Source organism: Sphingobacterium sp. HSC-15S19 (genome assembly GCF_050433745.1).
Classification (GTDB): Bacteria; Bacteroidota; Bacteroidia; order Sphingobacteriales; family Sphingobacteriaceae; genus Sphingobacterium; species Sphingobacterium siyangense.
Genome location: NZ_JBNPWQ010000029.1, coordinates 57,450 through 83,564, shown reverse-complemented (window position 1 = coordinate 83,564; position 26,115 = coordinate 57,450). Strand labels below are relative to the sequence as shown.

The 26,115-nt window shown below is 40.1% G+C and carries 25 protein-coding genes; 12 read left to right on the top strand and 13 right to left on the bottom strand.

Features of this window, described 5'->3' with window-relative positions; all coding sequences use genetic code 11:
• Positions 1-67: 67 nt before the first annotated feature.
• Entirely contained in the window at positions 68-1,516 is a 1,449-nt protein-coding gene (locus L1283_RS21000; RefSeq protein ID WP_429626416.1) for a sulfatase family protein, read from the top strand.
• Between the two features lie 58 nt (positions 1,517-1,574).
• On the opposite strand, the gene L1283_RS20995 is transcribed toward L1283_RS21000, so the two are convergent.
• From L1283_RS20995 to L1283_RS20980, 4 genes are all read right to left on the bottom strand, one after another.
• A complete protein-coding gene (locus tag L1283_RS20995) occupies positions 1,575-2,324 on the bottom strand; it encodes an SDR family NAD(P)-dependent oxidoreductase (protein ID WP_075992070.1) in 750 nt (249 codons plus the stop codon).
• Positions 2,325-2,433: 109 nt separating this feature from the next.
• Positions 2,434-3,117 (bottom strand): hypothetical protein, encoded by a 684-nt coding sequence (locus L1283_RS20990; RefSeq protein WP_147420923.1) that lies wholly within the window; start codon positions 3,115-3,117, stop codon positions 2,434-2,436.
• Between the two features lie 107 nt (positions 3,118-3,224).
• A complete protein-coding gene (locus L1283_RS20985; RefSeq protein ID WP_286709504.1) occupies positions 3,225-3,749 on the bottom strand; it encodes a hypothetical protein in 525 nt (174 codons plus the stop codon).
• A 4-nt stretch (positions 3,750-3,753) separates the two neighbouring features.
• Positions 3,754-4,053, bottom strand: a complete 300-nt coding sequence (locus L1283_RS20980; RefSeq protein WP_153848806.1) for a hypothetical protein — start codon at positions 4,051-4,053, stop codon at positions 3,754-3,756.
• Between the two features lie 136 nt (positions 4,054-4,189).
• Here L1283_RS20980 and mazG point away from each other — a divergent pair, with 136 nt between their 5' ends.
• From mazG to kdsB, 4 genes are all read left to right on the top strand, one after another.
• A complete protein-coding gene (gene mazG, locus L1283_RS20975) occupies positions 4,190-5,002 on the top strand; it encodes a nucleoside triphosphate pyrophosphohydrolase (RefSeq protein WP_286834872.1) in 813 nt (270 codons plus the stop codon).
• Positions 5,003-5,077: 75 nt separating this feature from the next.
• On the top strand, positions 5,078-6,076 hold the full coding sequence (gene trpS / locus L1283_RS20970; RefSeq protein ID WP_088161124.1) for a tryptophan--tRNA ligase: 999 nt from the start codon (positions 5,078-5,080) through the stop codon (positions 6,074-6,076).
• A gap of 12 nt (positions 6,077-6,088) precedes the next feature.
• Positions 6,089-6,706, top strand: a complete 618-nt coding sequence (locus tag L1283_RS20965; RefSeq protein ID WP_075992064.1) for a deoxynucleoside kinase — start codon at positions 6,089-6,091, stop codon at positions 6,704-6,706.
• Between the two features lie 88 nt (positions 6,707-6,794).
• Positions 6,795-7,538: a 3-deoxy-manno-octulosonate cytidylyltransferase gene (kdsB, locus tag L1283_RS20960; protein WP_286709506.1), complete on the top strand. Its 744-nt coding sequence runs from the start codon at positions 6,795-6,797 to the stop codon at positions 7,536-7,538.
• Positions 7,539-7,544: 6 nt separating this feature from the next.
• On the opposite strand, the gene L1283_RS20955 is transcribed toward kdsB, so the two are convergent.
• The 3 genes from L1283_RS20955 to L1283_RS20945 are packed head-to-tail and all read right to left on the bottom strand — an operon-like array spanning position 7,545 to position 10,161.
• Positions 7,545-8,450, bottom strand: coding sequence for an aldo/keto reductase (locus tag L1283_RS20955; RefSeq protein WP_286848412.1), 906 nt, complete (start codon positions 8,448-8,450; stop codon positions 7,545-7,547).
• A complete protein-coding gene (locus tag L1283_RS20950) occupies positions 8,437-9,168 on the bottom strand; it encodes an FKBP-type peptidyl-prolyl cis-trans isomerase (RefSeq protein ID WP_286709508.1) in 732 nt (243 codons plus the stop codon). Before L1283_RS20950 ends, L1283_RS20955 begins: the two co-directional genes overlap by 14 nt.
• 6 nt (positions 9,169-9,174) lie before the next feature.
• Positions 9,175-10,161, bottom strand: a complete 987-nt coding sequence (locus L1283_RS20945) for a glycosyltransferase family protein (protein WP_088161122.1) — start codon at positions 10,159-10,161, stop codon at positions 9,175-9,177.
• A gap of 219 nt (positions 10,162-10,380) precedes the next feature.
• Between L1283_RS20945 and L1283_RS20940 the strand changes: the two genes are divergently transcribed.
• Both L1283_RS20940 and L1283_RS20935 read left to right on the top strand, forming a co-directional pair.
• Positions 10,381-11,292, top strand: coding sequence for a zinc dependent phospholipase C family protein (locus L1283_RS20940; RefSeq protein ID WP_232475749.1), 912 nt, complete (start codon positions 10,381-10,383; stop codon positions 11,290-11,292).
• A gap of 101 nt (positions 11,293-11,393) precedes the next feature.
• Entirely contained in the window at positions 11,394-13,280 is a 1,887-nt protein-coding gene (locus L1283_RS20935; protein ID WP_286709510.1) for a TonB-dependent receptor plug domain-containing protein, read from the top strand.
• Between the two features lie 154 nt (positions 13,281-13,434).
• Here the strand turns inward: L1283_RS20935 and L1283_RS20930 are convergent, their stop codons facing one another.
• The 3 genes from L1283_RS20930 to L1283_RS20920 all read right to left on the bottom strand — a co-directional run bounded on the left by L1283_RS20930 (position 13,435) and on the right by L1283_RS20920 (position 15,597).
• On the bottom strand, positions 13,435-14,151 hold the full coding sequence (locus tag L1283_RS20930) for a ThuA domain-containing protein (protein ID WP_145327423.1): 717 nt from the start codon (positions 14,149-14,151) through the stop codon (positions 13,435-13,437).
• A gap of 121 nt (positions 14,152-14,272) precedes the next feature.
• The gene (gene aroB, locus L1283_RS20925) at positions 14,273-15,340 is read right to left on the bottom strand and encodes a 3-dehydroquinate synthase (RefSeq protein WP_088161118.1); all 1,068 of its coding nucleotides are present in this window, start codon (positions 15,338-15,340) and stop codon (positions 14,273-14,275) included.
• A 50-nt stretch (positions 15,341-15,390) separates the two neighbouring features.
• Positions 15,391-15,597, bottom strand: coding sequence for an RNA-binding S4 domain-containing protein (locus L1283_RS20920; RefSeq protein ID WP_088161117.1), 207 nt, complete (start codon positions 15,595-15,597; stop codon positions 15,391-15,393).
• Positions 15,598-15,692: 95 nt separating this feature from the next.
• On the opposite strand from L1283_RS20920, the gene L1283_RS20915 reads away from it, so the two are divergent.
• The 3 genes from L1283_RS20915 to xpt all read left to right on the top strand — a co-directional run bounded on the left by L1283_RS20915 (position 15,693) and on the right by xpt (position 19,559).
• Positions 15,693-16,886, top strand: a complete 1,194-nt coding sequence (locus L1283_RS20915) for a proline dehydrogenase family protein (RefSeq protein WP_075992054.1) — start codon at positions 15,693-15,695, stop codon at positions 16,884-16,886.
• Positions 16,887-17,151: 265 nt separating this feature from the next.
• Positions 17,152-18,930, top strand: coding sequence for an AMP-dependent synthetase/ligase (locus L1283_RS20910; RefSeq protein WP_145327424.1), 1,779 nt, complete (start codon positions 17,152-17,154; stop codon positions 18,928-18,930).
• A gap of 53 nt (positions 18,931-18,983) precedes the next feature.
• Complete coding sequence (gene xpt, locus L1283_RS20905; RefSeq protein WP_088161115.1) at positions 18,984-19,559, top strand: xanthine phosphoribosyltransferase; 576 nt, start codon at positions 18,984-18,986, stop codon at positions 19,557-19,559.
• A gap of 67 nt (positions 19,560-19,626) precedes the next feature.
• On the opposite strand, the gene L1283_RS20900 is transcribed toward xpt, so the two are convergent.
• On the bottom strand, positions 19,627-20,112 hold the full coding sequence (locus L1283_RS20900) for a hypothetical protein (protein WP_120334634.1): 486 nt from the start codon (positions 20,110-20,112) through the stop codon (positions 19,627-19,629).
• A 177-nt stretch (positions 20,113-20,289) separates the two neighbouring features.
• On the opposite strand from L1283_RS20900, the gene mnmE reads away from it, so the two are divergent.
• Together mnmE and L1283_RS20890 are read left to right on the top strand one after the other, a co-directional pair.
• The gene (gene mnmE, locus L1283_RS20895) at positions 20,290-21,669 is read left to right on the top strand and encodes a tRNA uridine-5-carboxymethylaminomethyl(34) synthesis GTPase MnmE (protein WP_120334635.1); all 1,380 of its coding nucleotides are present in this window, start codon (positions 20,290-20,292) and stop codon (positions 21,667-21,669) included.
• Between the two features lie 267 nt (positions 21,670-21,936).
• The gene (locus L1283_RS20890) at positions 21,937-22,443 is read left to right on the top strand and encodes a CPBP family glutamic-type intramembrane protease (protein ID WP_083663570.1); all 507 of its coding nucleotides are present in this window, start codon (positions 21,937-21,939) and stop codon (positions 22,441-22,443) included.
• Here the strand turns inward: L1283_RS20890 and L1283_RS20885 are convergent.
• Both L1283_RS20885 and L1283_RS20880 read right to left on the bottom strand, forming a co-directional pair.
• Entirely contained in the window at positions 22,355-23,110 is a 756-nt protein-coding gene (locus L1283_RS20885; RefSeq protein ID WP_145327425.1) for a copper resistance protein NlpE, read from the bottom strand. The two genes, L1283_RS20890 and L1283_RS20885, sit on opposite strands and share 89 nt — an antisense overlap.
• Before the next feature lie 556 nt (positions 23,111-23,666).
• The gene (locus L1283_RS20880) at positions 23,667-26,111 is read right to left on the bottom strand and encodes a glycoside hydrolase family 2 TIM barrel-domain containing protein (protein WP_158638804.1); all 2,445 of its coding nucleotides are present in this window, start codon (positions 26,109-26,111) and stop codon (positions 23,667-23,669) included.
• Between the last annotated feature and the right edge of the window lie 4 nt (positions 26,112-26,115).

The following is a 26,115-nucleotide window of genomic DNA, read 5'->3' as shown; positions in this document are numbered from 1 at the left end:
ATTTTCTTATTTTATAAGATACAAATTATGCTGTTTTCTAATCCTGTTTTTAAAAATAAATTAAATAGTGGGTTTTGTTAAGGAACGACTATTTACCCTTGGAGCTTCAGCAGCTTCTATTACGGATGAGAATAAACCAGCTCCACCCCCAAACATCATTATAATTTTAATGGATGATATGGGCTATGCCGACCCAGTCTGCTATGGTGGTGGCCCTTACCAAACGCCAAATATCGATAAACTCGCAGCACAAGGTCTTCGTTTCACCGATTTTTATGCCGCGCAGCCAATCTGTACAGCTTCCCGAAGTGCCCTATTAACTGGCTGCTACCCTACGCGAATTGGCATTAGCGGCGCGATTGACCATAATGCCAAATTTGCACTTAACCCCGATGAACAAACGATCGCCGAACTATTGAAAAGCAAGGGATATAAAACCGGTATGGTCGGAAAATGGCATCTTGGACATAAAGAACCTTACCTTCCCCTTCAAAATGGCTTTGACGAGTTCTATGGACTTCCCTACTCCAATGATATGTGGGCCTACGATTATGAAGGAAAAAAATGGCAAGATTCAACTTTTTGGCGGGCCCAATACCCCCCACTTCCTTTAGTAAAAGGCAACAAAACAGTTAAAATTATCGATTCTTTTGATGGTCAGGATCAATTGACCACCGATTATACAAACCGAGCGGTCTCTTTTATCAAACGTAATAAAAATAACCCCTTCTTTCTCTATTTAGCCCATGCCATGGTACATGTCCCACTTGGCGTTTCCGAAAAATTTAAAGGCAAAAGCGGTGCCGGTATGTTTGGGGACGTTATGGAAGAAGTAGACTGGTCCGTAGGCGAAGTGATGAAGACGTTGGAACAAAATCATCTGCTCGAAAACACTATTGTTATTTTCACGAGTGACAATGGTCCATGGCTCACGTTTGGAAACCACGCCGGTTCGACAGGAGGGCTCAGAGAGGGTAAAGCAACTATATTTGATGGTGGATTAAAAGTACCTTGCATTATAAGCTGGCCCGGTCATGTTAAACCCGCAACTGTAAGTAACCAGCTTTTGACCAATATGGACTTACTACCAACGATTGTCAATATTACCCAGGCAGTCAAGCCAACAAAGAAAATCGATGGGATTGATTTTACAGAGCTTCTATTGGGTAATACCCAAAGTACTCCACGAGATGAACTCGCTTATTATCATAATAAAAACAATTTGAAAGCAATCCGAAAAGGAAAATGGAAGCTTGTTTTTCCTGCTGAAACCGAAACATACGAAGCATCTGCAACCATAGGCGGCGATCGGTATCCAGGAAAATATGCTACAGTAAAAGTCCCCTTGGCATTATATAATCTTGCAATTGATCCCGGTGAAGATAGAGACCTAAAAGATCAATATCCCGAAATTGTCAAACAACTCCAACAGGTAGCAGATAAATATCGTCGCACGTTGGGTGACGGATTAAATAACATGGAAGGGACTGAAATACGTCCGGCAGCACAATTATAGTGCAAAAAAAGGGATCCAACACGACACATTTGGATCCCTTTTTTCTTAAACTGATCTGTTAAACAGCAGTATAACCACCATCAACTAGGTAATACCCACCGGTCATAAAAGACGATTTATCCGAACTTAGAAAAAGAACCAGCTCAGCGACTTCCTCTGCCTTTCCCAAACGTCCAATGGGGTGTTTACTGATTAACGCATTGATATGCTCTTTATCCAACTTAGCCAATAACGGTGTATCAATATAACCAGGTCCAACCGCATTACAACGAATATTTTTTTGACCATATTCTGCGCCGATGTTCTTTGTCAGTCCCACTACAGCATGTTTGGCTGAAGTATAAGCACTTGACATAGGTGCAGCCACGGTACCATGAATGGAAGCCATATTGACAATAACACCGCCTCCATTCCTCTCCATGGCTTCTATTTGATATTTACATCCATAAAATACGCCATTGAAATTAATATCAATTACTTTTTTCCATCCATCGAGACTGTAATCTCCCGTTAGTGCAGCCTCTCCACCAATACCAGCATTATTGCATGCAATATCAAGCCGGCCAAATGTCTTGACAGCGTAACCAACCAAGGCCTCATTGTCAGCGGGAGATGAGCTATCTGCTTTGAAAAACACAGCTTCTCCTCCTAGAGATTCAATTTGTTTTACGGTTTCATTCCCCGCTTGCTCGTTGATATCCGAGACAACGACTTTTGCACCTTCTTTACCATAAGCCAATGCAACTGCCAGTCCGATCCCCGAACCCGCCCCTGTTACTAAAGCTACTTTATCTGCTAAAATTTTCATATGATATAAATTTTATGATACAGACAATTTACTAAAAGCAATGCGGAATCAAGTCAAAAAGGCCACTTACTTCAATTAAAACGAAACTAAAATGACATTTCTCGGCGGCTTAGTTCTGTAGCTGCGGATATTTTTTATATAATCTATCCAAAAACAAACGCCCCATCAATTGAAGCCTCGCCTGTGTTTCGAACATACCTGAACCTGGAGAAATAATACCATGTGGCATACGCTGAACAGTGCCGTAATAAATAATATCGAGCCCATTTCCATTGACGTCAAGATGCATTTTCTTAGGTTTCAAGCCCATGACAGAGCCCATGCGTGTTACTTTTTCAGAATTAGTAATCTGCGCAGTTCGCGCATCGAGCAAGGTTTCATGATCAAAAACCAAATGATCTCTCACCTCACCCTCATCAAAAAATACGTAATGCAACTCGTTGTTGCTAAGCACCAGATAAGAAGCGTTATCCCGTTCATTATAACGAGCCTTTACACCTACAGCCGCCCAAGCAACAGTCTTGGCCGCTGTAGCTGCAGCTGAAGCAACTTTGTCGCCAACTGTTGCAATATACGCGCATTGCGTAAAGGCGTCGATCGGAGCGCCGTTCAACTGTTTTCTTAATTCACTAAATTCATCACTTAACAATTCATCCTTTACGCCTGGAGCTAGGGCAATCCCGGATTCACCTTCATACTTTTTGGCCGTCTCCTTTTGCTTTTTCATCATCATAAGAGAAATGAATACGCAAGCCACAACGATAACGGCAAAAATACCAATGTACAACATCATAAAATAAAATTTAGAATGGGTTTATAATTCAATAAAAAGTCCAAAAAGTGAACAACCTATTCAGGTTTCCTCTTTCTGGCACGATCGGCCGCAAAAATTTTGCCAGACTAAAGAATTTTATCCGGGTAGTGAATATTATTTAAAGCTGTCTGGTGCATATCAACCCAAATATCATTGTTTGACTGCTGTATAAGCCAATTTGGAGAGCTTCGCATGTCGGCATCCTCATCATTATTGTAAATGGATGGAAAATCAGACTCTTTGGCCCTAAGCAAAACAACGATCGTACCAGCCATGAGCAAAGGGATATCACCCAAAACGAGATTATAAAAACCATCTTCAAGCAATCCTGGACTAAAACGCTGTAAACTGTCATAACTACGTTCTAATTTGCCAATCAATTTTTCCAGTTCATGCGGATAATGAACCTCAACATAAGACTCAAACAAAGCCGAGCCTTTATTGTAGAATCCCGCTTTCATGAGGTTTAATGCTTCATTTCTATAAACCTGCAACCATCGATCCGAAGCAAGATCATGGTATTGCGCATCCGCCTCTTTACCATCACGTTTCAAGGCCCAAAGCTTAAGCTGCTCAAGCCGCTCCGTTGTTTCCATTCCATTTTTTTCCATAAGGCTATCGCTCCCGCTCTTTAAGTTCCATTTGTAATAGAATATCCCGCTTCTTACCTTCAATTAAAGACAAATTGCCTGCAACAAAAACACCTTTCTGTCCCGAATTTTTGCTAATACCATACACCGACGATTCATCATCAGGATCTGATGCACCTTCATAGCGAAATAAGTAGTCAATTCTGTACTGATCTGCATGAGCCAACAAATCGTCAAATTCAATATTATAATCTATCGTGTAACCTAAGTTGTTTAACTTTTCCAAGGCAACACTTGCAGAGGAGTATCCATGCATTCTTTCCATAGTTGATTGTTCTAAATCCGATCTAAATTCTAATTTTTATTATAAAACGATTGACAAAAGAGTTTTGTTTTCCGCAATTTGAAATAGTTTATTCGAAATCATATTTCTACTTTTGTGCTACCAAACACGATGAAATATGGCAAATCTAGCAGCACCAGCGTATCAGCATACACCTCAACTCGCTTTTCAACGATTACTCGATGTCTTATATACCTTACGGATTGAATGTCCCTGGGATAAAAAACAGACCATGGAATCCCTTCGACATTTGACCATGGAGGAAATGTATGAATTAACCGACGCCATTTTGGAAAAAGATTATCCAGAAATCAAAAAAGAGCTTGGTGACGTCTTGATGCATCTTGTATTCTATGCCCGCATTGCCGAAGAAGACGGACATTTCAACATCGTAGACGTACTCAATGCAATCTGTGATAAATTGATTACGCGCCATCCCCACATCTACGGCGACACCAGTGCTGATACAGAAGATCAAGTCAAATCCAATTGGGAAACAATCAAGCTCAAAGAAGGCAATACATCTGTTCTTTCCGGCGTGCCGAAAGGCCTACCCGCTTTGGTAAAGGCCTATCGTATCCAAGATAAAGTTCGCGGTGTCGGCTTTGACTGGGAAGATAAGAAACAAGTATGGGAAAAAGTAGAGGAAGAGCTTGCCGAATTTAAAGCAGAATTTAATCTGGAGACAGCACTTCCTATGGATCAGGAAAAAGCAGAAGGGGAATTTGGCGACCTCTTATTCTCCTTAATAAATTATGCACGGCATATTGGTATCAATCCTGAAAATGCTCTAGAACGCACCAACAAAAAATTCATTGAGCGATTTACCTATTTAGAACAAAAAGCCGCTGAAAATAAGCAGCTGCTGCAGGAAATGAGTTTAGAAGAAATGGACGTTTATTGGAATGAAGCTAAAAAATTAAAAAAATAAAGCAATTCCTAAAAAGGGAGTCACCGACCGAATTTAATTCGACTTTGTCAAATTTATGCGTAAATTCGCAGGAATATGGAAACAGTTGTTAGCGGTATCAGAAGTACCGGAAAATTACATTTAGGAAATTACTACGGCGCATTGAGCAATTTTGTGAAAATGCAAAACGAATATAATTGCTTTTTTTTCATTGCGGATTTACATTCACTAACGACCCACCCCACTCCTCATGGACTTCAGGGAACGGTTCGCCAAGTTATTGTTGAATATCTAGCTGCAGGAATAGACCCCGAAAAATCGACTATTTACGTTCAATCAGATGTTCCAGAAGTTGCGGAACTCTATCTATACATGAATATGAATGCCTATCTCGGCGAGCTTGAACGTGCTACAGCATTTAAGGATAAAGTTAGAAGCAATCCCGACAATGTTAACGCAGGTTTATTGACCTATCCGGTCTTGATGGCCTGTGATATATTGATTCACCATGGCACAAAAGTTCCAGTAGGAAAAGATCAGGAACAACATTTGGAGATGACGCGGACTTTTGGCAATCGCTTCAATCGCTTATACAACGTAGATTATTTTAAAGAAGCATTTGCATTCTCCTATTCCGACAAATTGGTGAAAGTTCCCGGACTTGCAGGCCAGGGAAAAATGGGTAAATCCAATGGTGAGGCAGATTGTATTTATCTATCGGATAGTGAAACCGTAATTCGTAAAAAGGTGATGCGTGCTGTATCCGATTCTGGCCCAACTGAGATGAACCAGCCTAAGCCTGAAGCTATCCAAAATCTTTTTGATTTAATGAAGGTCGTATCTACTGCAGATACGTTACAGCATTTTGATGAACTCTATAACAAATGTGAAATTCGTTATGGTGATTTCAAAAAACAATTGGCAGAAGATATGGTACTTGCAACCAACGATGTACGCTCCCGTATTGAGGATATATCAAACGATGATGCATACATTGCTAAAGTTGCAAAAATGGGCGCTGAAAAAGCAAGCGAATCTGCGCACAAGACACTGAAAGAGGTTCGTGAGATTATTGGTATTAAAAGATTTTATTAAGCTAGAAATAATATGCACATCGCTATCGTTGGAAATATAGGTGCCGGCAAAACAACGTTGACCGAAATGTTGGCCAGTCACTTTAAATTTGAACCTCAGTTTGAAGCTGTAGACAACAATCCTTATCTGGAAGATTTTTATTCGGACATGAAACGCTGGGCATTCAATCTTCAGATTTTTTTCCTCAACAGTCGCTTTAGACATATTGTAAAATTGCAGGAAACTGGCATTGATATGATTCAGGATCGTACCATTTATGAAGATGCTTATATCTTTGCCGAAAACTTGTATGATATGGGTTTAATGAGCGCACGTGATTTTGAAAACTATAGTAATATTTTTCAAAGCATTATCCACTATATCAAACCGCCAGATTTATTGATTTACCTCAAAGCCTCTGTCCCTACCCTGGTGAATAATATCCAAAAAAGAGGCCGTGACTATGAATCCGCAATTCGCTTGGATTATCTGTCGAAGCTGAACGATAAATACGATAAATGGATCAATAATTACAAAGAAGGTAAGGTCATGATTCTGGACAAGGACAATCTGGACTTCACCAAAAACCCAGAAGACCTCGGCGATATCATTCAAAAGATCGAAGCCGAATTATTCGGATTGTTCGAATAATCAACGAATTAAAAAGCCTGTAAAATAACGTTATTTTACAGGCTTTTTGATAAATTCCAATTGCCCATCCATTGATAAAAAATAAAAGATGAAATTTTTAGGTATTATCCCTGCTCGATATGCATCGAGCAGATTCCCTGGAAAACCCCTGATCGACATCGAAGGAAAAACGATGATCCAGCGTGTCTACGAACAGGTCAAAAAATCAACAAAATTAAACGAAGTTGTTGTCGCAACCGACGATCAACGGATAGCACAAACTGTACTTTCCTTTGGTGGCAAAGTCGTCATGACAGCAGAGCACCACCAATCGGGAACAGATCGTTGCGCCGAAGTTATAACGGATATAGAAGGTTATGATGTTGCCATCAATATACAGGGTGACGAACCCTTTATTGACCCCGCGCAAATTGATCTTTTAGCACATTGTTTTGAAGATACCACTACGCAGATAGCGACCCTAGTCAAAGAAATTACTGCGGAGGAAGAACTATTCAATGTAAACATCCCTAAAGTTGTCCGAAACAGCAAAGGAGAAGCAATCTACTTTAGTAGGCAGACCATTCCTTTTTTAAGAGGTGTGGAAAAAGACCAATGGTTACAAAAGCAAACATTCTATAAACATATCGGAATATATGCTTACCAGGTAGATACATTAAAAGCCCTGACACAACTTCCCATTTCTATGCTAGAAGAAGCAGAGGCATTGGAACAGCTGCGCTGGATAGAAAACGGTTACACCATTCAAACGGCAATTACAATGCATGAAACTGTCGCGGTGGATACAAAAGAAGACCTCGCTAAAATATTAAGACTATTTTTTAATAAATAGTAAAGCTTACCGGTGTTCGGTATAGTATAACGACCGGACACCTTCCAATAGTACCTGCTTATCCGAATCACTTAATTTGATCATCTGCGCTTTTGCTCTGATCAATTCATCCAATTGCAATTTGGTACTCACACCAACGAGTGCTGTACCAACAGCTGCGTTAGAAAGCACATAAGATAGTGCAACAATCATATTGTCTTTTCCGATACGTTTGGAAAGATTTGCCAAGTTTCTCACGATATGGGCCACCTCTCCCGAACTATACTGAAGAAAAGGTTCAATAGGTTTGTTGATGAGAACACCTTTGGCTAATACACCGCGTACGACGATACTTACACCCCGTTCTTCCAACAAGCCACTGATTTCTTCTACTGGTCTTCTATCCAATAGACTGTATTGCATCATTACTGAGGCAATGTCAGATTTGGACAAAAATGCCTTGATAACGTTTGGGCGAATTGATGAAAGGCCATAAGCACGGATTTTCCCTTGTTTCTTCAACAACTCAAACGCTTCAACAATCTCCTCTATCGGATCTTCTATTGTACCACCATGTAACTGATAGAGGTCGATGTAATCCGTTTTTAAACGTGACAACGAACCTTCCACAGCCTTGATAATATAGTCCCTCGAAGCCTTCCAATCCCAACCGGATCCATCTGCACGCCAAAGGTTACCAACTTTCGACGCCAAAACAATATGCTTGCGAAAGCTTTGCACACTCTCCCCGACGATCATCTCGTTTAGGCCTTTATCGTAGAGATCAGCGGTATCAAAGAAAGTGATCCCGTTCTCGTAAGCTTTTTGGATAATATCTTTGGATTGTTTGGACTGATTGCCTTTTAGCGACATACAGCCCAAACCTATTTCCGAAACGATTAAGCTTGTATTTCCTAATTTACGTTGTTCCATCTGCACCAATATCAAGCAATTCTACCTCAAACACCAATGTGCTGTTTGCAGGAATTTCACCTGTCGCCCGTTCGCCATACGCTAATCTACTAGGTATAAAAAATTTATATTTTGCCCCTTTGGACATTAACGGGATTCCAATCTGCCAACCCTTGATCACCTGACCCAAGGATAGTTTCAATGGCTCCTTACGGTCGTATGAGCTATCAAATTGCTTTCCATTGAGTAAGGTACCTCTATAATGTACTGTTACCTCATCGTCACTTTTTGGTTTTGGACCTTCCGCCTCATTTAGAACAAGATATTGAATTCCTTCAGCTGTAGATTTCATCCCAACAACCTTTGCATTTTCGGCAAAAAATTTATCTTCTTCAGCACGGCTAGCAGCCTCTTTTTTAGCACGAACGTCCATGATCGCCTGCTGGATAACAGCTCTTCCTTGGCCATCTTCCAATAGCGATTTCTCCCCTTTCAAGACATCCGAAATTGCTTTTGCAATAACATCTGACTTCAAGTAATCGATCTCAATAGATTTTAGTGAATTTCCGATATCGGCACCAAACGCATATGACACAGAATCGGCCTTCGTTTTCAGTTGATTTGTTGTACTTGATTTAGTTGCGACGACCTTCTTCTTCGCCGTCATGTTCGTTTTTTTTTGTTGGGCAAATCCTGTGACTGTTGTCAAGGATAATAGGGCTAATGCAATATACTTCATGTTTGTTCAACGGTGCTTCTGCACGATTTCATTTATAATTTCCTGCGTGATATTAGGGTAATCAACTTCAACCCTAGATTTACTGTTGAGCCAGGCTTCTATCGCCAGCATGTTTTTCTGTTTTAAGCTCGAAATTACAGGCACCCCCATCTCTTCCAATGACGCTGCATTCAAATGCTGCTCATATTGGTTTTTCATCGGGATAACTAACAGTTTCTTTTTCAAATATAACGCTTCTGCCGGTGTTTCAAAACCTGCCCCACATAAAACTCCAGAAGAAGATGCCATACTATCAATAAAAGATTGGTTATTGATCGGTCTTATCGTTACATTTTTCATGTCAAATGCCTTCGAATTATGTTTGCTAAAAACATCCCACTTCACATCCGGAAACTTCATCAAATGCTTTAAAAGATGCGCATCGTCATATGCTGGGAGGTAAACCGTATAATGTCCCTGATCTGTCACGTTCAATTCACGAACAGCATTACGGATAACCGGTTGGTAAATATTCTTGGCGTACCGCTTGAAATGGAAACCATAGGAATGGGTAGACGGAGCATAATTTTTCATAATAAATTTGCCCAGCATATCACTATCTTCTGGCTTAGGACTCGATGGATCTAAGGCAGCGATCTGATGGCTCAACCCAATGCAGTCCAAATCTTTTGAATGACAAGCCCAAGCAGAAATCGGTTCAAAATCATTGATCACCAAATCATAGTTTTCTATAGGCAAGCTCTTAATTTCATTCGTAAATTTACGGATCGTCGAACTCATAAATGTTTTCCACAGATCTACTCCGCCGGATTTACCAAAGATAAAACTCAACCCGTGAAAACGGTATTTCACTTCGAAAGGTAATGATAGATCTGCTTGAATTCCACTAACCAAAACATCGACTTCCCCTAACTCTCTCAAACAGGGGACAATATCCATTGCCCGGCTCAGATGTCCATTTCCTGTCCCTTGTACGGCATACAATATCTTCATAACGACTGTATTTTGTGTCGGCAAATTAATCAATTTTAACGAGTATCAATATTATTTTATTGTTTAGTTATGTTAAGAAAATATAAATTAACATCAATAAAAAAAATCGTTAATCCATTTTTAATTTTCCTTTACGTATATTTAATATCAACAATTAATTAATAGCCAGTTTGATACCCCATGAAGTCTCTATTTTATCGAATGCTTTGCATAGTCGCCATGCTAATTTTAACATCGTGGGGATTTTTTGCTCATAAAAAAATTAATCATTATGCCGTCTTTGCGCTCCCCGCTCAGTTGGCTAAGTTCTATAAATCCAATATTGACCTTATTACCGAAAAAGCTGTTGATCCAGATAAACGCTGCTTCACAGACAGCGCTGAAGGCCCAAGACATTTTATAGATTTAGAGGACTACCGCAAGGAAAGTACAGTTGACTCCATGCCGATACATTGGTCACAGGCCAAAGAGAAATTTCAAGAAAGGCAATTGTTAAAAAATGGTATTGTGCCCTGGCAAATCAATCTTACCTATCAAAAGCTTGTTAAGGCCTTTCAAGCAAAAGATTATAAACGGATCATCAAACACTCAGCAGAACTCGGCCATTATATTGCTGATGCCCATGTTCCATTGCACACGACTAAAAATTATAATGGACAGCTGACGAATCAACTCGGTATACACGCATTCTGGGAGAGCCGCTTACCGGAAATGTTTTCAGAAAAATACAACCTTCGCGTTGGAAAAGCCAACTATATCAAAGATCCCTTAGCGGAAGCCTGGGGTATCGTCCGTGAAAGCAATCGCCTTGTGGATTCTGTATTGAGCATTGAAGCCCGGCTTAATCGTCAATTTAAGGCATCTCAAAAAAAATCTTTTATTGAGCGAAACAATCAATTGGTATGGACCTATTCCGACAGTTATGCTAGAGCTTATCATGAAGCCATGAACGGTATGGTTGAAAGGAGAATGCAAAAAACCATTTTACGCGTTGCTTCCTATTGGTATTCAGCCTGGCTCGAATCCGGCCAACCCGACTTGACTAACATCGAAAAAATAAAAAGCAGCGACAAGCAAGATCACATCGATATAACGGGGAAAAAGCGTATCGGCCGAGAAGAATGGATGTAAGAAGGTTACAAAATATCATCCGGACTACCAGTATTATTCATGCCGGACTATTTATTTTTTAGTCAGCTAAGCTACTTTTGCAGCGTAAAATCTAGGAAAGCATGTTGAATAAGAATATTACGTTAACAAACCTTGCATTAGTGCTGAGTATTGGAGCTGCGACTGCTCAGATTAAAGACACAACCACTTTGGGCGAAGTCATCATTAATCAAAATCGCTTACAGATCCCTTTTTCAAAACAGAGCAAAAATATCCAAATATTGACGCAGGAAGATATACAGAGACTACCAAATCGATCAATCAACGAGTTGCTTAGCAATATCCCAGGCGTTGATATTCGCCAACGTGGACCATTTGGTTCGCAGGCAGATATAAGTATCGACGGTGGGTCTTTTGAACAGACGGCGATCCTACTCAATGGTGTTAAAATCACTGATCCACAGAGTGCCCATCACAACATGAACCTTCCGGTTCCTCTAGAGGCCATCGAGCGCATCGAAATAATTCGGGGGCCGGCTTCACGGATTTTCGGTATTAATGCACTAACCGGTGCCATTAACATCGTAACAAAGAAAATTGAATCAAATCAAATTAGCGCCCAGGTATATAGTGGTTCTTCATTCAAAGATAATGAGCAGACAAGTGCAGGCAAGTATTATGGTAAAGGTGTTCAGCTTGGCTCACAGTTCTTAACCAAGCAAACAAGCCACGGTTTATATTTTGGTCACGAAGATTCGAATGGACAACGCTATAATACAGCCTCCAACAATAATAAACTCTATTATGACGGTACATATCAACCGAATACAGCCAATATGATAAAAGCCAATGTTGGCTATATCAACAATCAATTTGGAGCCAATGGTTACTATGCTGCGCCGAGTGACAAGGAAGCTTATGAACAGGTTAAGACAGCTTTCGCTTCCCTGCAGTCCAAGCATCAATTAACACAGGCATTTTCCATCAGTCCACGTCTCAGTAATCGCTACAACGAAGATGAATATTGGTATTTAGGCAGAGAAACAACCAAAGGTAGATCCAAACATTACAGCAACGTCTTCGGAGCAGAAATCAATGCTACATTGGAGCAAAGTTATGGTACATTTGGCTTAGGATTAGAAAGTCGATTTGAACGCATCAATAGCACCAGTATTGGCGACCATAACCGGGAGAATTACGGCGGCTACCTTGAATTCAAAACAGAGGCGATCAAAAAACTGATGATCAACTCTGGTGCCTACATCAATTACAACTCAAAATTTGGCTGGCAGGTATTCCCGGGTCTAGATTTGGGATATGATATTACCGAACATTGGAAGATTGTAGTCAACGCAGGTTCTAGCCAGCGGATCCCTTCCTTTACGGATCTTTACACCAATCAGACAGCCAACGTCGGAAACCCCACACTGAGCTCTGAAAATGCCTATCAGATCGAAAGTGGTATAAAATACTTATCCAATCGGATTATTGCTCAAGCGGGCTATTTCCATCGAAGGATAAGCGATTTCATAGACTGGCAAAAAGAGGATGCCACTACAGGAAGCGGAACGATCATTCCCTGGAAACCAATAAATATTGGAAAAAATAAAATTGATGGATTCAATGCTTCATTCCGATATAATATCAATGATCCCAGCGCAACGACACGATACTTTACAACGCTAAGTTATAATTATCTCAACCCAAGCATAACATTAGCAGACGGGATACTATCCAAATATGCTATTGAAAGCTTAAGGCATCAAGTTATTGCCAACTTTACCATAAACCACAAGAACTGGATGTTAACTTCTGCAAACCGCTTTAATGAGCGTATCAGTTACAAATCTTATTTCATCGCTGACGTAAGAGGATCGTACCAACTCCACGACTTAAACATCTTTGTGGATGTTCAGAATATATTTGACAAGAGTTATATAGAAGCTGCCGCCGTTCCAATGCCCGGTCGTTGGTTTAGTATCGGCGCAAAATATAAACTGAACTATTAAACCCGATCAAATGGCAAAATCGGTTCTCTTCCCTTTTCCCATCAATTATAAAAAAGTCCCAAATGGAATGACCATTTGGGACTTTTCATTGTGCTATTGACACATAGAAGCATGTACCATGCCCTAGTTAAGAAAACGCCAACTATAAAATAAGTTACTTTTTCTTGGGAAGAACAGATAAAATTCCCCCAATTAAATGTTTTTGGAACTCGGGTTCGTCATAGGACTCATCGGTATGTCCAAGCCCGGTATAGAAGACTTTCCCTCCGTCGTAGGTCTGGGTCCAGGAGATTGGATGTTGATCCCCCATTTTTCCACCTTGGTAGCTTTTTTCATCCAAATTCATCAACACATGCAATCCGTCCTTCACGTCCTTGAAATTATACCATTCATCTTTGTGCCACCAGATCGGATCGAGGTGCTTGGTGGCCGCATGTTTTCTATCCAGCACATCAATTTTGGCTTTTTGTACGGCAGGATGAGATGCAAAATATGCCCCTACAAGGCCGTTATACCAGGGCCAATCAAACTCCGTATCCGTCGCTGCATGAATACCCACAAACCCTTTTCCTGATTGGATATACCGCACAAAAGCTTCCTGTTGCGCATTATCGAGAATATCGCCAGTTGTACTCAGAAAGATAACAGCGTCATATTTTTTCAATCCCTGATCTGTAAACAGAGCAGCATCCTCCGAATGATCAGATTTTATCTTTTCTTTATCTAGCAACTGTTTAAGTACCTGCGCACCCTTTTCGATGCTTCCGTGTCTAAACCCTTTTGTCTTGCTAAAGATCAATACTTGCCTTTGTGCCTGAACAGCAGCTGATATCCCCAACAGGAGAAACAGAAAAATGAAGATTCTATTCATGATATAAATGGTTATTATGATGATTTAAGTTTAGGTTTACTATTTTCCGCAACGAAATCGCGATAAAAATAGCTGTACAGAAATGCCGCGCATTCTCCCGATACACGGCTTTTCTGTTTTATTATTGTGTGATTAGCTCACGGTAAAAATCAAGACTTTCTATAATATCATCCTCAGAAACGTAGATATCATATTGACAACTGCCAATTTGGTCAAGCAATGCGAAACCGATCTGATTGGACAGGTTTTTCTTATCATTTCGCATCAGATCCAACAAGGCTGTATCAATGGATGAATCAAATGTGTAATCGTTGAAATATTTTCTAAAAGTTTGGATCAAATCGTTTAATTCATCCAAAGGCAAGCCATTCAATTTATGCGATAGATACCCCTCACAAATCATTCCTACTGCAATAGCTTCTCCATGTAATAAAGGTGAAGCATCGTTCAACAAAGAGTATCCCTCAATAGCATGACCAATTGTATGGCCAAAGTTTAAAATTTTACGCAGTCCTTTTTCTTTCGGATCCTCAAGGATAACACGGTTTTTGATCGAAACAGAATGTTTGACCAAAGAATTATCGATTTGATCGATCTCCAATGTTTTCACTCGCTCATAATAAGCCCGATCGAAGATCAGGCCATGTTTGATTACTTCAGCAAAACCTGAGATTAACTGACGTTGATCTAAAGTTTTCAAAAACTGGCTTGAAATAAAAACAGCCTGGGGTTGTGCAAAAGTTCCAATAATATTTTTCACACTTCCCATATCAATACCGGTTTTACCCCCTACTGATGCATCTACCTGGGAAAGTAAAGTCGTCGGAATTTGAATAAAATCCATCCCTCTTTTGAAAGTCGATGCGGCAAATCCTCCCATATCAGTCACCACACCACCGCCAAGATTGATCATCAATGAATGTCTATCAGCTCCGAAATCGAGCATATTATGCCATACACCAATACAGAAATCAATATTTTTATTTTCTTCGCCCGGATCTACTTCTATCACATCATAATTCGCTAAATTGGGTAAAGCTTGCTGAAATAGCGGCAAACAATTATCCAAAGTATTGGTATCCACCAATACGATGATCTTTGAGTAATTGCGCTCAGCTAAAAACGCCTCTAAAGAGGCCAACGTATCATCAAAATATACCTGATAGCCCAAACTTTCTATGACTTCCATTCTATGATTCTTTAAGGTTTAAGTTTTCTATTTACCAATATTGTTTAATATTACACCAATTTTATTTCCATCCCATCAAATTCAACAACATCTCCTGGTCTTAATTTGAGTCTTTTCCGGTAATCAACCTGCCCATTATACTTCACATACCCTTCCGCCACAACCCATTGAGCCATAGCACCATGCTCCACCCAATTTAAAGCTTTAAGTAACTGTATAAGCTGGATATATTCGCCCTCGATTTTAAATTCTTGCATTTCACAAAAATAGTGGTTTCACTGAGGAATACAAGAATTATCATCGTTTTAATGCTTACTAAATTGCTACATTTGCCTTATTGCAAATAAAGATTATGATTGAGAATTCTGAGCCCAAGACATTATCCTTTGATAATACAGAGATTGCTTTTAAAAGTAAAAGCGATAAGGATTTGGAAAGAGCGTATTGGTTATTCAAAATAATAGCGAATAACTTCTTGACAAAAGTAGGTCCGTCAATGACCAACTTTGCCCTGAACATAGGACTGCCTATCCAAGGCATTATCCGTAAAACAATCTTCAAACATTTTTGTGGTGGAGAAACCATCGCGGGTTGCGAAGCAGCAATCAACGAATTGGGAGAGAATGGTGTAGGGACAATATTGGATTATTCCGTTGAAGGAGAAGAAACAGAAAGTGCATTTGACGCCTGCTGCGAAGAGGTATTACGTACCGTAGTTGCGGCCAGTAAAAACAAGTACATTCCATTTTCAGTATTTAAACCAACTGGATTAGGACGTTTTGAGTTATTTGAAAAGGTCAACGCCAAAGAAACTTTAACAGAGGCAGAACAAGGAGAATACCAACGCATGTTGGATCGTACTGACCGTATCTGTAAAGCATGTCATGCCGCCGGTGTAAAAGTTTTAGTGGATGCTGAACATTCATGGATTCAAGATGCGATCGATGATATTGCACGTGAAATGATGGAAAAATACAATATGGAGAAACCAATTGTATATAATACTTATCAATTGTACCGTAGTGATAAGTTGGCATCTTTGAAAGCCGACTTTGAATACGCAAAAGTTAGAGGCTTTCACATGGGTGCTAAGATCGTTCGTGGTGCCTACATGGAGATCGAACGTGCTCGTGCTGCACAAAAAGGTTATTCCGATCCCATCCAGCCAAATAAAGAAGCTTCCGATAGAGATTATAATGAAGCTATTGAATTTATCTTGGACCACCTGGACAACTTTGGGCTAATGGCGGGTACACACAATGAGGACAGTAGCATGTTATTGGCGAAGGAAATTGACAGACGTGGTATCGATAGATCCACCGATCGCATCTTCTTTGCGCAATTATTGGGTATGTCTGACAACCTGAGCTTTAACTTAGCGGCACATGGCTATAATGTTGCTAAATACATGCCTTATGGACCGGTTAAAGCGGTGATGCCATACCTTTTCCGTAGAGCACAAGAAAATACTTCCGTCGCAGGAGCGACAGGTCGGGAGCTCGGGCTTTTGATCAAAGAAAAACAAAGAAGAAAAGCTAGTCGATAACGACTAGCTTTTTTTATAATTGGCGGGCATCAAGTCCATCTACTCAAGGAACTATGCTCAAATGGTCTCCAAGAAACACCCTACTTTTGAAAAGCACAAAAGCACTTTACCTATCACTCGACTCCCCTTCATCCTTTTGAAACAAGCTAATTACAAAATCATTCCATATTCTTGAAACTATTATTTATGTTTGCAAACTTTTCCCTTAAAACAAAGTTCATACTGGAAGGGTGCTCCCCCGGAGCTTAAAAGAATACGATTTGAAATGGAAGAAAAACTTAGATTATTTGATCTTGCACGTCAACAGATGGGCAAATACCCCGATCTTGATATGTTTGCACACAAAGTGGACGGCAAGTGGAATTATATCAAAACAGCAGATTTTCTTGAACAAGTAGACAGCCTCTCCAAAGGGCTGATTGAACTTGGCGTGAAACCCAACGAGAAAGTTGGCCTCATTGCCGGCAGCAGTATGGAATGGCATTTGATTGACTTTGCAATCCAGCAAATTGGTGCAGTGGTGGTGGCCATCTATCCAAATATTACGGATACAGACTATCAATATATCTTTAATGACGCCGAAATCAGGGTTTGCATCGTCAGTAACAAAAGCCTGTACGATCGCCTGATGAATCTAACCGACTCAATCTATACATTGAAGTATATTTTTTGTATCGCAGATCAGGAAGGCACACGTAGCTGGAAAGAACTGAATGATATAGGCTCCAATTGCTCCCTAGAAAAACTAGCAGCACTACGTGACCAGGTTAAACCTGAAGATCTCGCTACCCTGATTTACACATCCGGTACAACGGGCAAACCAAAAGGCGTAATGCTGTCACACAATAATATCTTTTCCAATGTATTGGGCGCAGCAGAAATTACCCCTTGTAAAGCTTATGACCGCGGACTGACCTTCCTCCCTCCTTGTCACGCCTACGAGCGTATGGTTTTATATACCTATATGTATCTTGGCTTTACGATCTATATCGCAGAATCTTTTGACAAGATTGGTGATAATCTGAAGGAAGTAAAACCTCATATCATGACCGTTGTCCCACGTATTCTTGAAAAAGTTTATGAGAAAATCATGAAAACAGGTCATGATCTCAGTGGTTTCAAACGCAAAGTATTTGATTGGGCTGTTTCAGTTGCAGAAGAATATGATCCAAATTCTGAGAAAAGAAGTCTATCCTATAATCTCAAACTAAAGCTTGCCAAGAAACTTGTCCTTAACAAATGGTATGAAGCATTAGGTGGCGAATTACTTACCGTTGCCTCTGGATCAGCCTCTCTTCATAGTAAACTAACACGTGCCTTCTTAGCTGCAGGAATTCCATTATATGAGGGTTACGGCATGACCGAAGCCTCCCCACTCATTTCGGTCAATCATTATATCAAAGGAATACGCATAGGTACTGTTGGGCTTCCTGTCCGTTTTGTTGAAATAAAACTTGCTGAAGACGGAGAAATATTAGTAAAAGGCCCTAATGTCATGATGGGATACTATAAGAACAAGGCCGAAACGGATAAAACGATCATTGATGGATGGCTGCATACCGGAGATATAGGAAAGTGGGAAGATGAAAAATTCTTGAAAATCATTGACCGAAAAAAAGAGATGTTCAAAATTTCGGGCGGGAAGTACGTCATACCACAACCTATCGAAACCAAGCTCGTTGAATCTAAATTTATTGAACAGGCAATGGTTATCGGTGACGGGATGAAGTTTGCTTCTGCCTTTATTGTACCAAACTATGCCCATTTGTTGGATTGGGCCAGAACAGATGCTCCTGAACTTGCAACCATGACAAAGGATGATTTTCTGACTGACCCTGCCATTGTAAAAAAAGTCAATCAGGAGGTACGTCGTGCGAACCAGCACTTTGGTAACTGGGAGCAGATTAAGAAACCAATTATTTTAACAGATGAATTTACTATTGAAAATGGAGAGTTAACACCAACCTTGAAAATGAAACGAAAAGTAATTCTCGAACATCATCAAGAAGAGTTCAATAACCTCTATCAGATGGAGATGGATTAAGGATTAACAAATCAAAATTTTGACATAGCGCGCTATATTTATACGAGTAAAACATGAAATTATTAAAGGATAGAATCCTTCATGACGGTAAAAGTCTTGCAGGAGGCATACTTAAAGTAGACAACTTCATCAATCACCAGATGGACCCCGTATTGATGAAATCTATTGCGGTGGAATTTGTCCGTCGTTTTGCAGACCTCCCGATCAATAAAATCATTACAATTGAAGCAAGCGGAATAGCCCCAGCGATCATGCTTGGCTACCTTTTGGAATTACCGGTTGTATTTGTAAAAAAAGCAAAACCGACCACCATGGCTGATATGTATGTAAGCCAGGTGCATTCATTTACCAAGAACCGAACCTATGACATCTGTGTCAGCAAAGAGTTTCTTACGCCGAGCGACAATGTTCTTTTTATAGACGATTTTTTGGCCAATGGGAATGCCGCTTTTGGTATGCTCGATCTCGTTAAACAATCGGGGGCTTCAGTATTGGGCATGGGATTTATTATTGAAAAATCCTTCCAGGAAGGTGGCAAAAGATTAAGAGAATTGCCCGATTTAAGAATTGAATCGTTAGCGCGGATAAAGTCGCTTGAAGTGAATAAAGTCAGTTTCGAAGAAGAATAGCAAAAAGAAAAGCCTCATCTTCCTAAAGATTGAGGCTTTTTTATTCAAACAACAAGATAAATTCTTTCTAATCCCAACGGTAGTCGTTGTAAAAATCTTCAGGATGTCTGCTAATTGCAACATCTTTTACAATCCGGATATTGGCTGCTCCCAAGTTGACATTCAACATAAAAGAAGGTACGTTTGCTGAAAAATTCCAACGACCATTGCGCATATACACGTAACCTCCTCTGTAAGGATCGTAGAATGTTTTGTAATCTCTAAAGTATACATGGTGTCTACTATCGTAACGATGTGCACTTGCCCAGGCCGGTGCTCCATGACGGTATCCTTTTCGGTATGACTTAGCTACTTCTTTATGATACTTACGGTCTTCTTTTTCGCGTTTTTCTAAATATTTTCGATATTCCTTATCCCTTTTCTCTTCATATTTTCTACGCTCTTTGTCCTGTTTCCATTCACGTTCATGTCCACGATGTTGAGCCGAAGATTGTTGAGGAGCGATTAAAACCAGCCCTCCAATTGCCAACGCGAAGTATATCATCTTTCTCATAACAGTATAATTTAAATTTAAAAATCAATTCCACTCTGCCTGTGTTCCATTCTTTTTTACAAGCGTTTCTATGGGTATGACTTCAATGTTTGAACAAAGGTTTAATCGATCAAGATGAATTTAATTTGTGCTGCAATATATAGAATCCATTACTTCAATTTAACGTATCTTTGTACCATGTCAAATACGGGATATATCACTGAAGATACCATTGTTGCATTAGCGACATCTTCCGGAACAAATGGCGCTATTGCTGTCATACGCGTTTCGGGCCAAAATGCCATAAAAATTACGAACGAAATATTTAAAGGAAAGAACCTACTTCAACAAGCATCACATACCATCCATTTTGGAACCATACGCGATGGCGAAGAGATCATTGACGAAGTATTGGTCTCCTTATTTGTAGCTCCGAACTCCTATACGAGAGAAAATTCGGTGGAAATATCAACGCATAACTCCAAATATATTATCGAGCGCGTTGTAAATTTACTCATCAAAAAAGGAGCACGTGCCGCCCGTCCGGGAGAATTTACCCTACGTGCATTTCTCAATGGCGGAATGGATTTATCCCAAGCAGAAGCAGTTGCCGATTTAATTGCATCTAATTCTGCAGCCTCACATCAAGTGGCGATGCAGCAGATGCGTGGCGGCTTTTCCAATCAGCTTAAATCCCTTCGTGAAGATCTCATTCACTTTGCTTCACTGATTGAATTAGAGCTTGATTTTTCGGAAGAAGATGTGGAATTTGCCAACAGAGATCAGCTAAAAAATCTAATCAATAAAATACAGGTTATTGTTCAAAAATTAGTGCAGTCTTTTGAACAGGGTAACGTCCTAAAAAATGGTGTTCCTGTTGTTATTGCCGGGAAACCTAATGTAGGAAAATCAACCCTATTGAACGCTTTTTTAAACGAAGAACGTGCCATTGTTTCAGATATTGCAGGAACAACGCGCGATACCATTGAAGATGAAATTAATATTCATGGCGTCACGTTCCGATTTATTGACACAGCAGGTATACGTGAGACGGCAGATGTTATTGAAGCAAAAGGTGTTGAGCGTACCCGTGAAAAGATGAAACAGGCGAGATTGATCATTTACCTATTTGACCCTACACAGGACAAAGTCGAGGAAGTACAAGCGCAATTACCTGAAATCGAGCGCCTACAAATTCCATTTGTCACCATTATCAATAAATCAGATTTGCTTTCTGAGGCGCAAAAAGAGGTTTACAATGTCCTTAATCCGCTTTACATTTCAGCGAAAGAACAAATCGGTGTCGAGGAACTGAAAGACGAATTGATCAATCGTGTACATTTAGGAAATTTAAATACCGACGATGTCATGGTCACCAACATCCGTCACGTAGAAGCGCTACAAAAAACAGCAGATTCACTGGAACGCGTAATCTATGGGATTGACAATCCTGTCACTTCTGATTTCCTAGCGATGGATATACGCCAAGCCTTATATCATCTTGGTGAAATCACCGGAAGTGTTTCTACAGACGATTTATTGGATAATATCTTTTCCAAGTTTTGTATCGGAAAGTAAATCTTAATTAACGATAATAAACAATAACCATCATTGATTATAAATCACTTAAAATAAACATTTTAAGTGATTTTTTTCATTATTAATGTTTATCTTTAAAATGTATTACCGCTCAAATAAAACTGAATAGTCCTGGTTTTCTTCAAAATTAAACCCACCTACTTTCCAGCTATACTGTCCATTAGAATTTCTCACAGCTACATGGACTGGACTTGCCGTAGTGCTATGATTATAAAAAACAACTATTGAAGATTCACTTTTTTCGATATTAATTTTTATTACGGTATCGCATACTCTAAAAATCAGGATGCATTAAATAAATTTTGGACATATAATCAACGTAGAATATTCATTTTGTCTGCGATAATCTTTGCAATACTTCACTATAAGCGCTACAATATGACTTTTGAAAACCTATTATTAATCCCATTTTTATTGGCTTTCTATTTTTCAAGGGGTTGGATCCTAGAATATGCTAGAGCTCCATATGGATTTATTTACAGTTGCTTACTGCATATACTATATAACTTCCTTTTATCGGTCAAATATACTTTAAATAACTTCTCTAGTTATAGATTCAATTACAATAATGCATTTAGTGGTTTTTATGTACCTAAAATGGATAAATTAAAGCACGGGAGTGATTTTGACAACCTTACTGGTTACTTACATTTATTCTTACAGACTAATTTAAACGCTCCAAAGGAGACAAAGAGAAAATTCCACTGGAGATCTTTCCATTCCATTCATAGTAGTAGGCTTGCCTCCTTTTGATAATAACCTTTTTGCTCCTAGGCATCCGCTCTTTGTCCACGGGTTGTATAACAGTGATCTCGTAATGGTTGGCCTGGGTATTATTGACTTTAATTTCGATAGCTTTTTCAAAGCCGTACGAATATACACCTAACTTGTAAACGTCCTGTCTCGGAAAATTAAATGTTTTCGTTGAATCAATAACGATTTGTTTTCTTAGTCTGGAAGAAAACATGCAATGTCTATATTGCGGAACATGGACAATATTTCGATAATTTTTCTTTTTGTTAATATATATGGAAAGTAATTCGAAGTAAAACGGAGTTCTACTGCTCATCTCGTTTTTCTCATAAGTTTCCAAATAATAGTTGATCGTTACTGAAATAGAATCGTTATCTTTTTGGACTGACTTTTCCCGTACCGATACCCTGGGTAATCTTTTTTCCAGGTGTGGATTTAAAATTACTGTATCTCCCTTTACTTCCCAATCTCCTCTATTCGTATAGGATTCAAATGTATAGGGGAAAATAGGATCTGCTTCAATAAGCTCAAATGTGCTGTCTAGATTTAGAGTCAGACGGGTCGAATATTCCCCATACGTACCGAAGATCGGTTTAGAAGCTTTTTGAGCAAATACGGAGAATACTAGTGAAAAATAAAGAAGTGCTGACAACAATACTTTGATCATAATCCATTTTTCCTTTGCTTTGTTAGGGATAGAATACAAATATATCACAAAATGTTCACCTAATTTACTCTTTGTTCTTCTTAAACAGGAAAAGTTATTTTTTCACAATACTATAAACCACAACCGGAAGGCACAATACGGTTAATATTACAGAGAACCTTTTGAAGATCAGCAAATCTTTCCGTTTTTTTAATAATTCTTGGTCCGATAGTTCGCTTAATTCTTTTTCTTTCATGCTATTTTTAATTAAGATCCTATGATAAAATACTTAATAATACCTTGTAAGTTTTCTTGTTGTGTCAGCGATACAGGTATCATTTGCTAATAATGGCTTCTGATCAAATATAAATATCTTCACGAACATTTATCAAATTATTTCCTTTTTAGGATATATTGTACTTACCACAGTCTTTTATCGGTAATAATGGAGAAACAACGTCTTTAACAAATTGCCGATAGCACGATACAACAAAAAGACAAGGTCCTACCATGGTAAAACCTTGCTCTTATTAGTGAACAAAAAACATACAGATCCGGCGCAGAACGGGGGCAATAGCTAGTTGGCTTCAAGCTGAATAACCCCCGAAATTAGTCCTTCACCTTTTGCCCTTACCCGTATTTCACCTTTGTTTTTGCTCGTGACAATCGCCAAGGCTTTACCATGAAAAGCATTGCGAGAAGCTGATTGGAAGCTTGTCAGATCCGTCGTATTGCCATTGTCTGTCGCCACAATTTTTGCACCGTCTCCCTTCACCTCAAATTCGATTTTATCGTCTGCATCAGGAACGATCGTACCAAACTCGTCCACGATATAGGCATGCACAAAGGAAAGTTCTTTGTTTGCCGAATTGAAAGTCAGGTTTTCTGAAGACAATTGTATACGATGCGCTTTTGCTGCCGTACGGATCGTTTTACTTAGCAGTTTCTTGCCACCTTGAAACGATATTACTTCAATCTCCCCTGGTTCAAATTCAACGGCCTTAAATACAAGGTCGTACCGGTCTGGGTCTCTGGACTGCTCCCCTATCTTTTTACCGTTCAGATAAAGCTCCACCCGGTCAGCCTGATTAAAATACACGACGATATCTACCCGGTCACCTTGCTTCCAATTCCAATGAGGCAATACATGTAAGATCGGCTTTTCTGTCCATACGCTTTGATACAGATAGTAGACATCTTTCGGAAACCCGGCTAGATCCACAATACCAAAGTACGAACTTCGTGCCGGCCAGGTGTACGGTGTGGGTTCGCCGAGATAATCAAATCCCGTCCATACATACATCCCAGCAATATGGTCATACCTTTCCATCAACCTCAAGCTTGTCTGATGATTTGAACCCCATGGTGTGAATACATTGTCGTAAGCCGATATGTTCCTGTCTTCATTCCCGCCAGAAAAAGGAATATCCCATCGTTCAGGCCACATGCGGCTAGAATCATAAGGAACCAAATCATACGTTCCGCGGCTTTCCAACGCCGAAGTGCTTTCCGTTACGATAAACTTCTTTCCGGGGTGATCCTGTGGGAAGCTTGCCCATTTCTTATGGTTATAGTTGTAGCCAATCAGATCTACCGCCGAACTCATCAGCACCGGATTGGCTTTGGAGAGCTCATTATTGGCAATGGTGGTTGGACGTGTGCCATCTAGACTATCGACGATTGCTGCCAGCGCGATCGGAATCGCTGTACCATCAGCTTTGGAATGCCATTGCTCCTGCGCTTCATTGCCCAGGCACCAAATAAACAGCGACGGATGATTCCGATCCCTTTTGACATGGTCAACAAAGTCCCGCTTGTACCATTCGTCCCAGTATAAATGATAGTCATAAGGGTTTTTATGCCCTTTCCAGACATCGAAAGTTTCACTCATCACGACAAAACCCAAGCTGTCGCAAAGGTCCAAAAACGCTGGAGCCGCAGGGTTGTGTGAGGTGCGTATCCCATTGACCCCCATTGCTTTCATGATGCGGAGCTGACGTAATGCTGCCGACGTATTGAATGCCATGCCCAAAGCGCCGAGATCACTATGTAAACAGACACCCCGGATTTTAAGCTGCCTCCCATTCAGTATAAAGCCCCGTTGCTGATCGAAGCTAAAATTACGTAAGCCAAATTTCGTAAGCTGTTCATCTAAAACCCGACCATCAACAATAAGTTTAATTTTTGCAGTATATTGATAGGGATTTTCAATACCCCATAAGACGGGATTTTCGAGGACTATCTGCTGAGCGATGGAGTACAGACCTGCTTTGACAGCGCTCAACATGGTACGTTCGCTTGCGACAACAGCACCTTGAGCCGAAAGAACCTCTGTCAGTAGCGTAATCTTTTTTGATTCCTCAAGGTTATGCTCAATTTCCAGGGAGAGATCCACGACAGCACGTTTCTCACTGAGCTGCCCAGCTCTTATGAAGGTACTGTTCGTTCCTATGCTGACTGGATTCCGGCTGATTAATTTGACATCCCGATAGATCCCCGACCCCGAATAGAAACGCGAGTTGGGCTGATTCTTATTGTTTACTTTTACTGAAAGCAGGTTGTCTCTACCATCCCAGTATAAATAAGGGGAAAGCTCATATTCAAATCCGATATAACCATTGGGTCTTTTTCCTAAAAAATGCCCATTGATCCAGACTTCACTGTTTTCGTACACACCTTCGAATGCAATAAATATCCGTTGCCCGTACTCAGCCTGAGCCAGCTTAAACGTTTTTTGATACCATCCTACGCCACCATCGAGGTAAGCAGCCCCGCTACCTGCGGGGCTGTTTTCTCTAAATGGCATTTCGATACTCCAGTCATGGGGTAGATCGAGTTTTCGCCAGCCCTCTCCTTTTCGTCCATGGCCATATTGCTGGCTGCTGTCCAGTTTAAACCACCAGCCCCCATTAAAATCAATAACCTTTCTGGACTGTCCCCTTAAGGAGACCGTCGCCCCCAATAACAGGAAGAGCAGGATCATCATTCGGCTATATCCTGTGTGAAATAGTCGCTTCAACATAGGC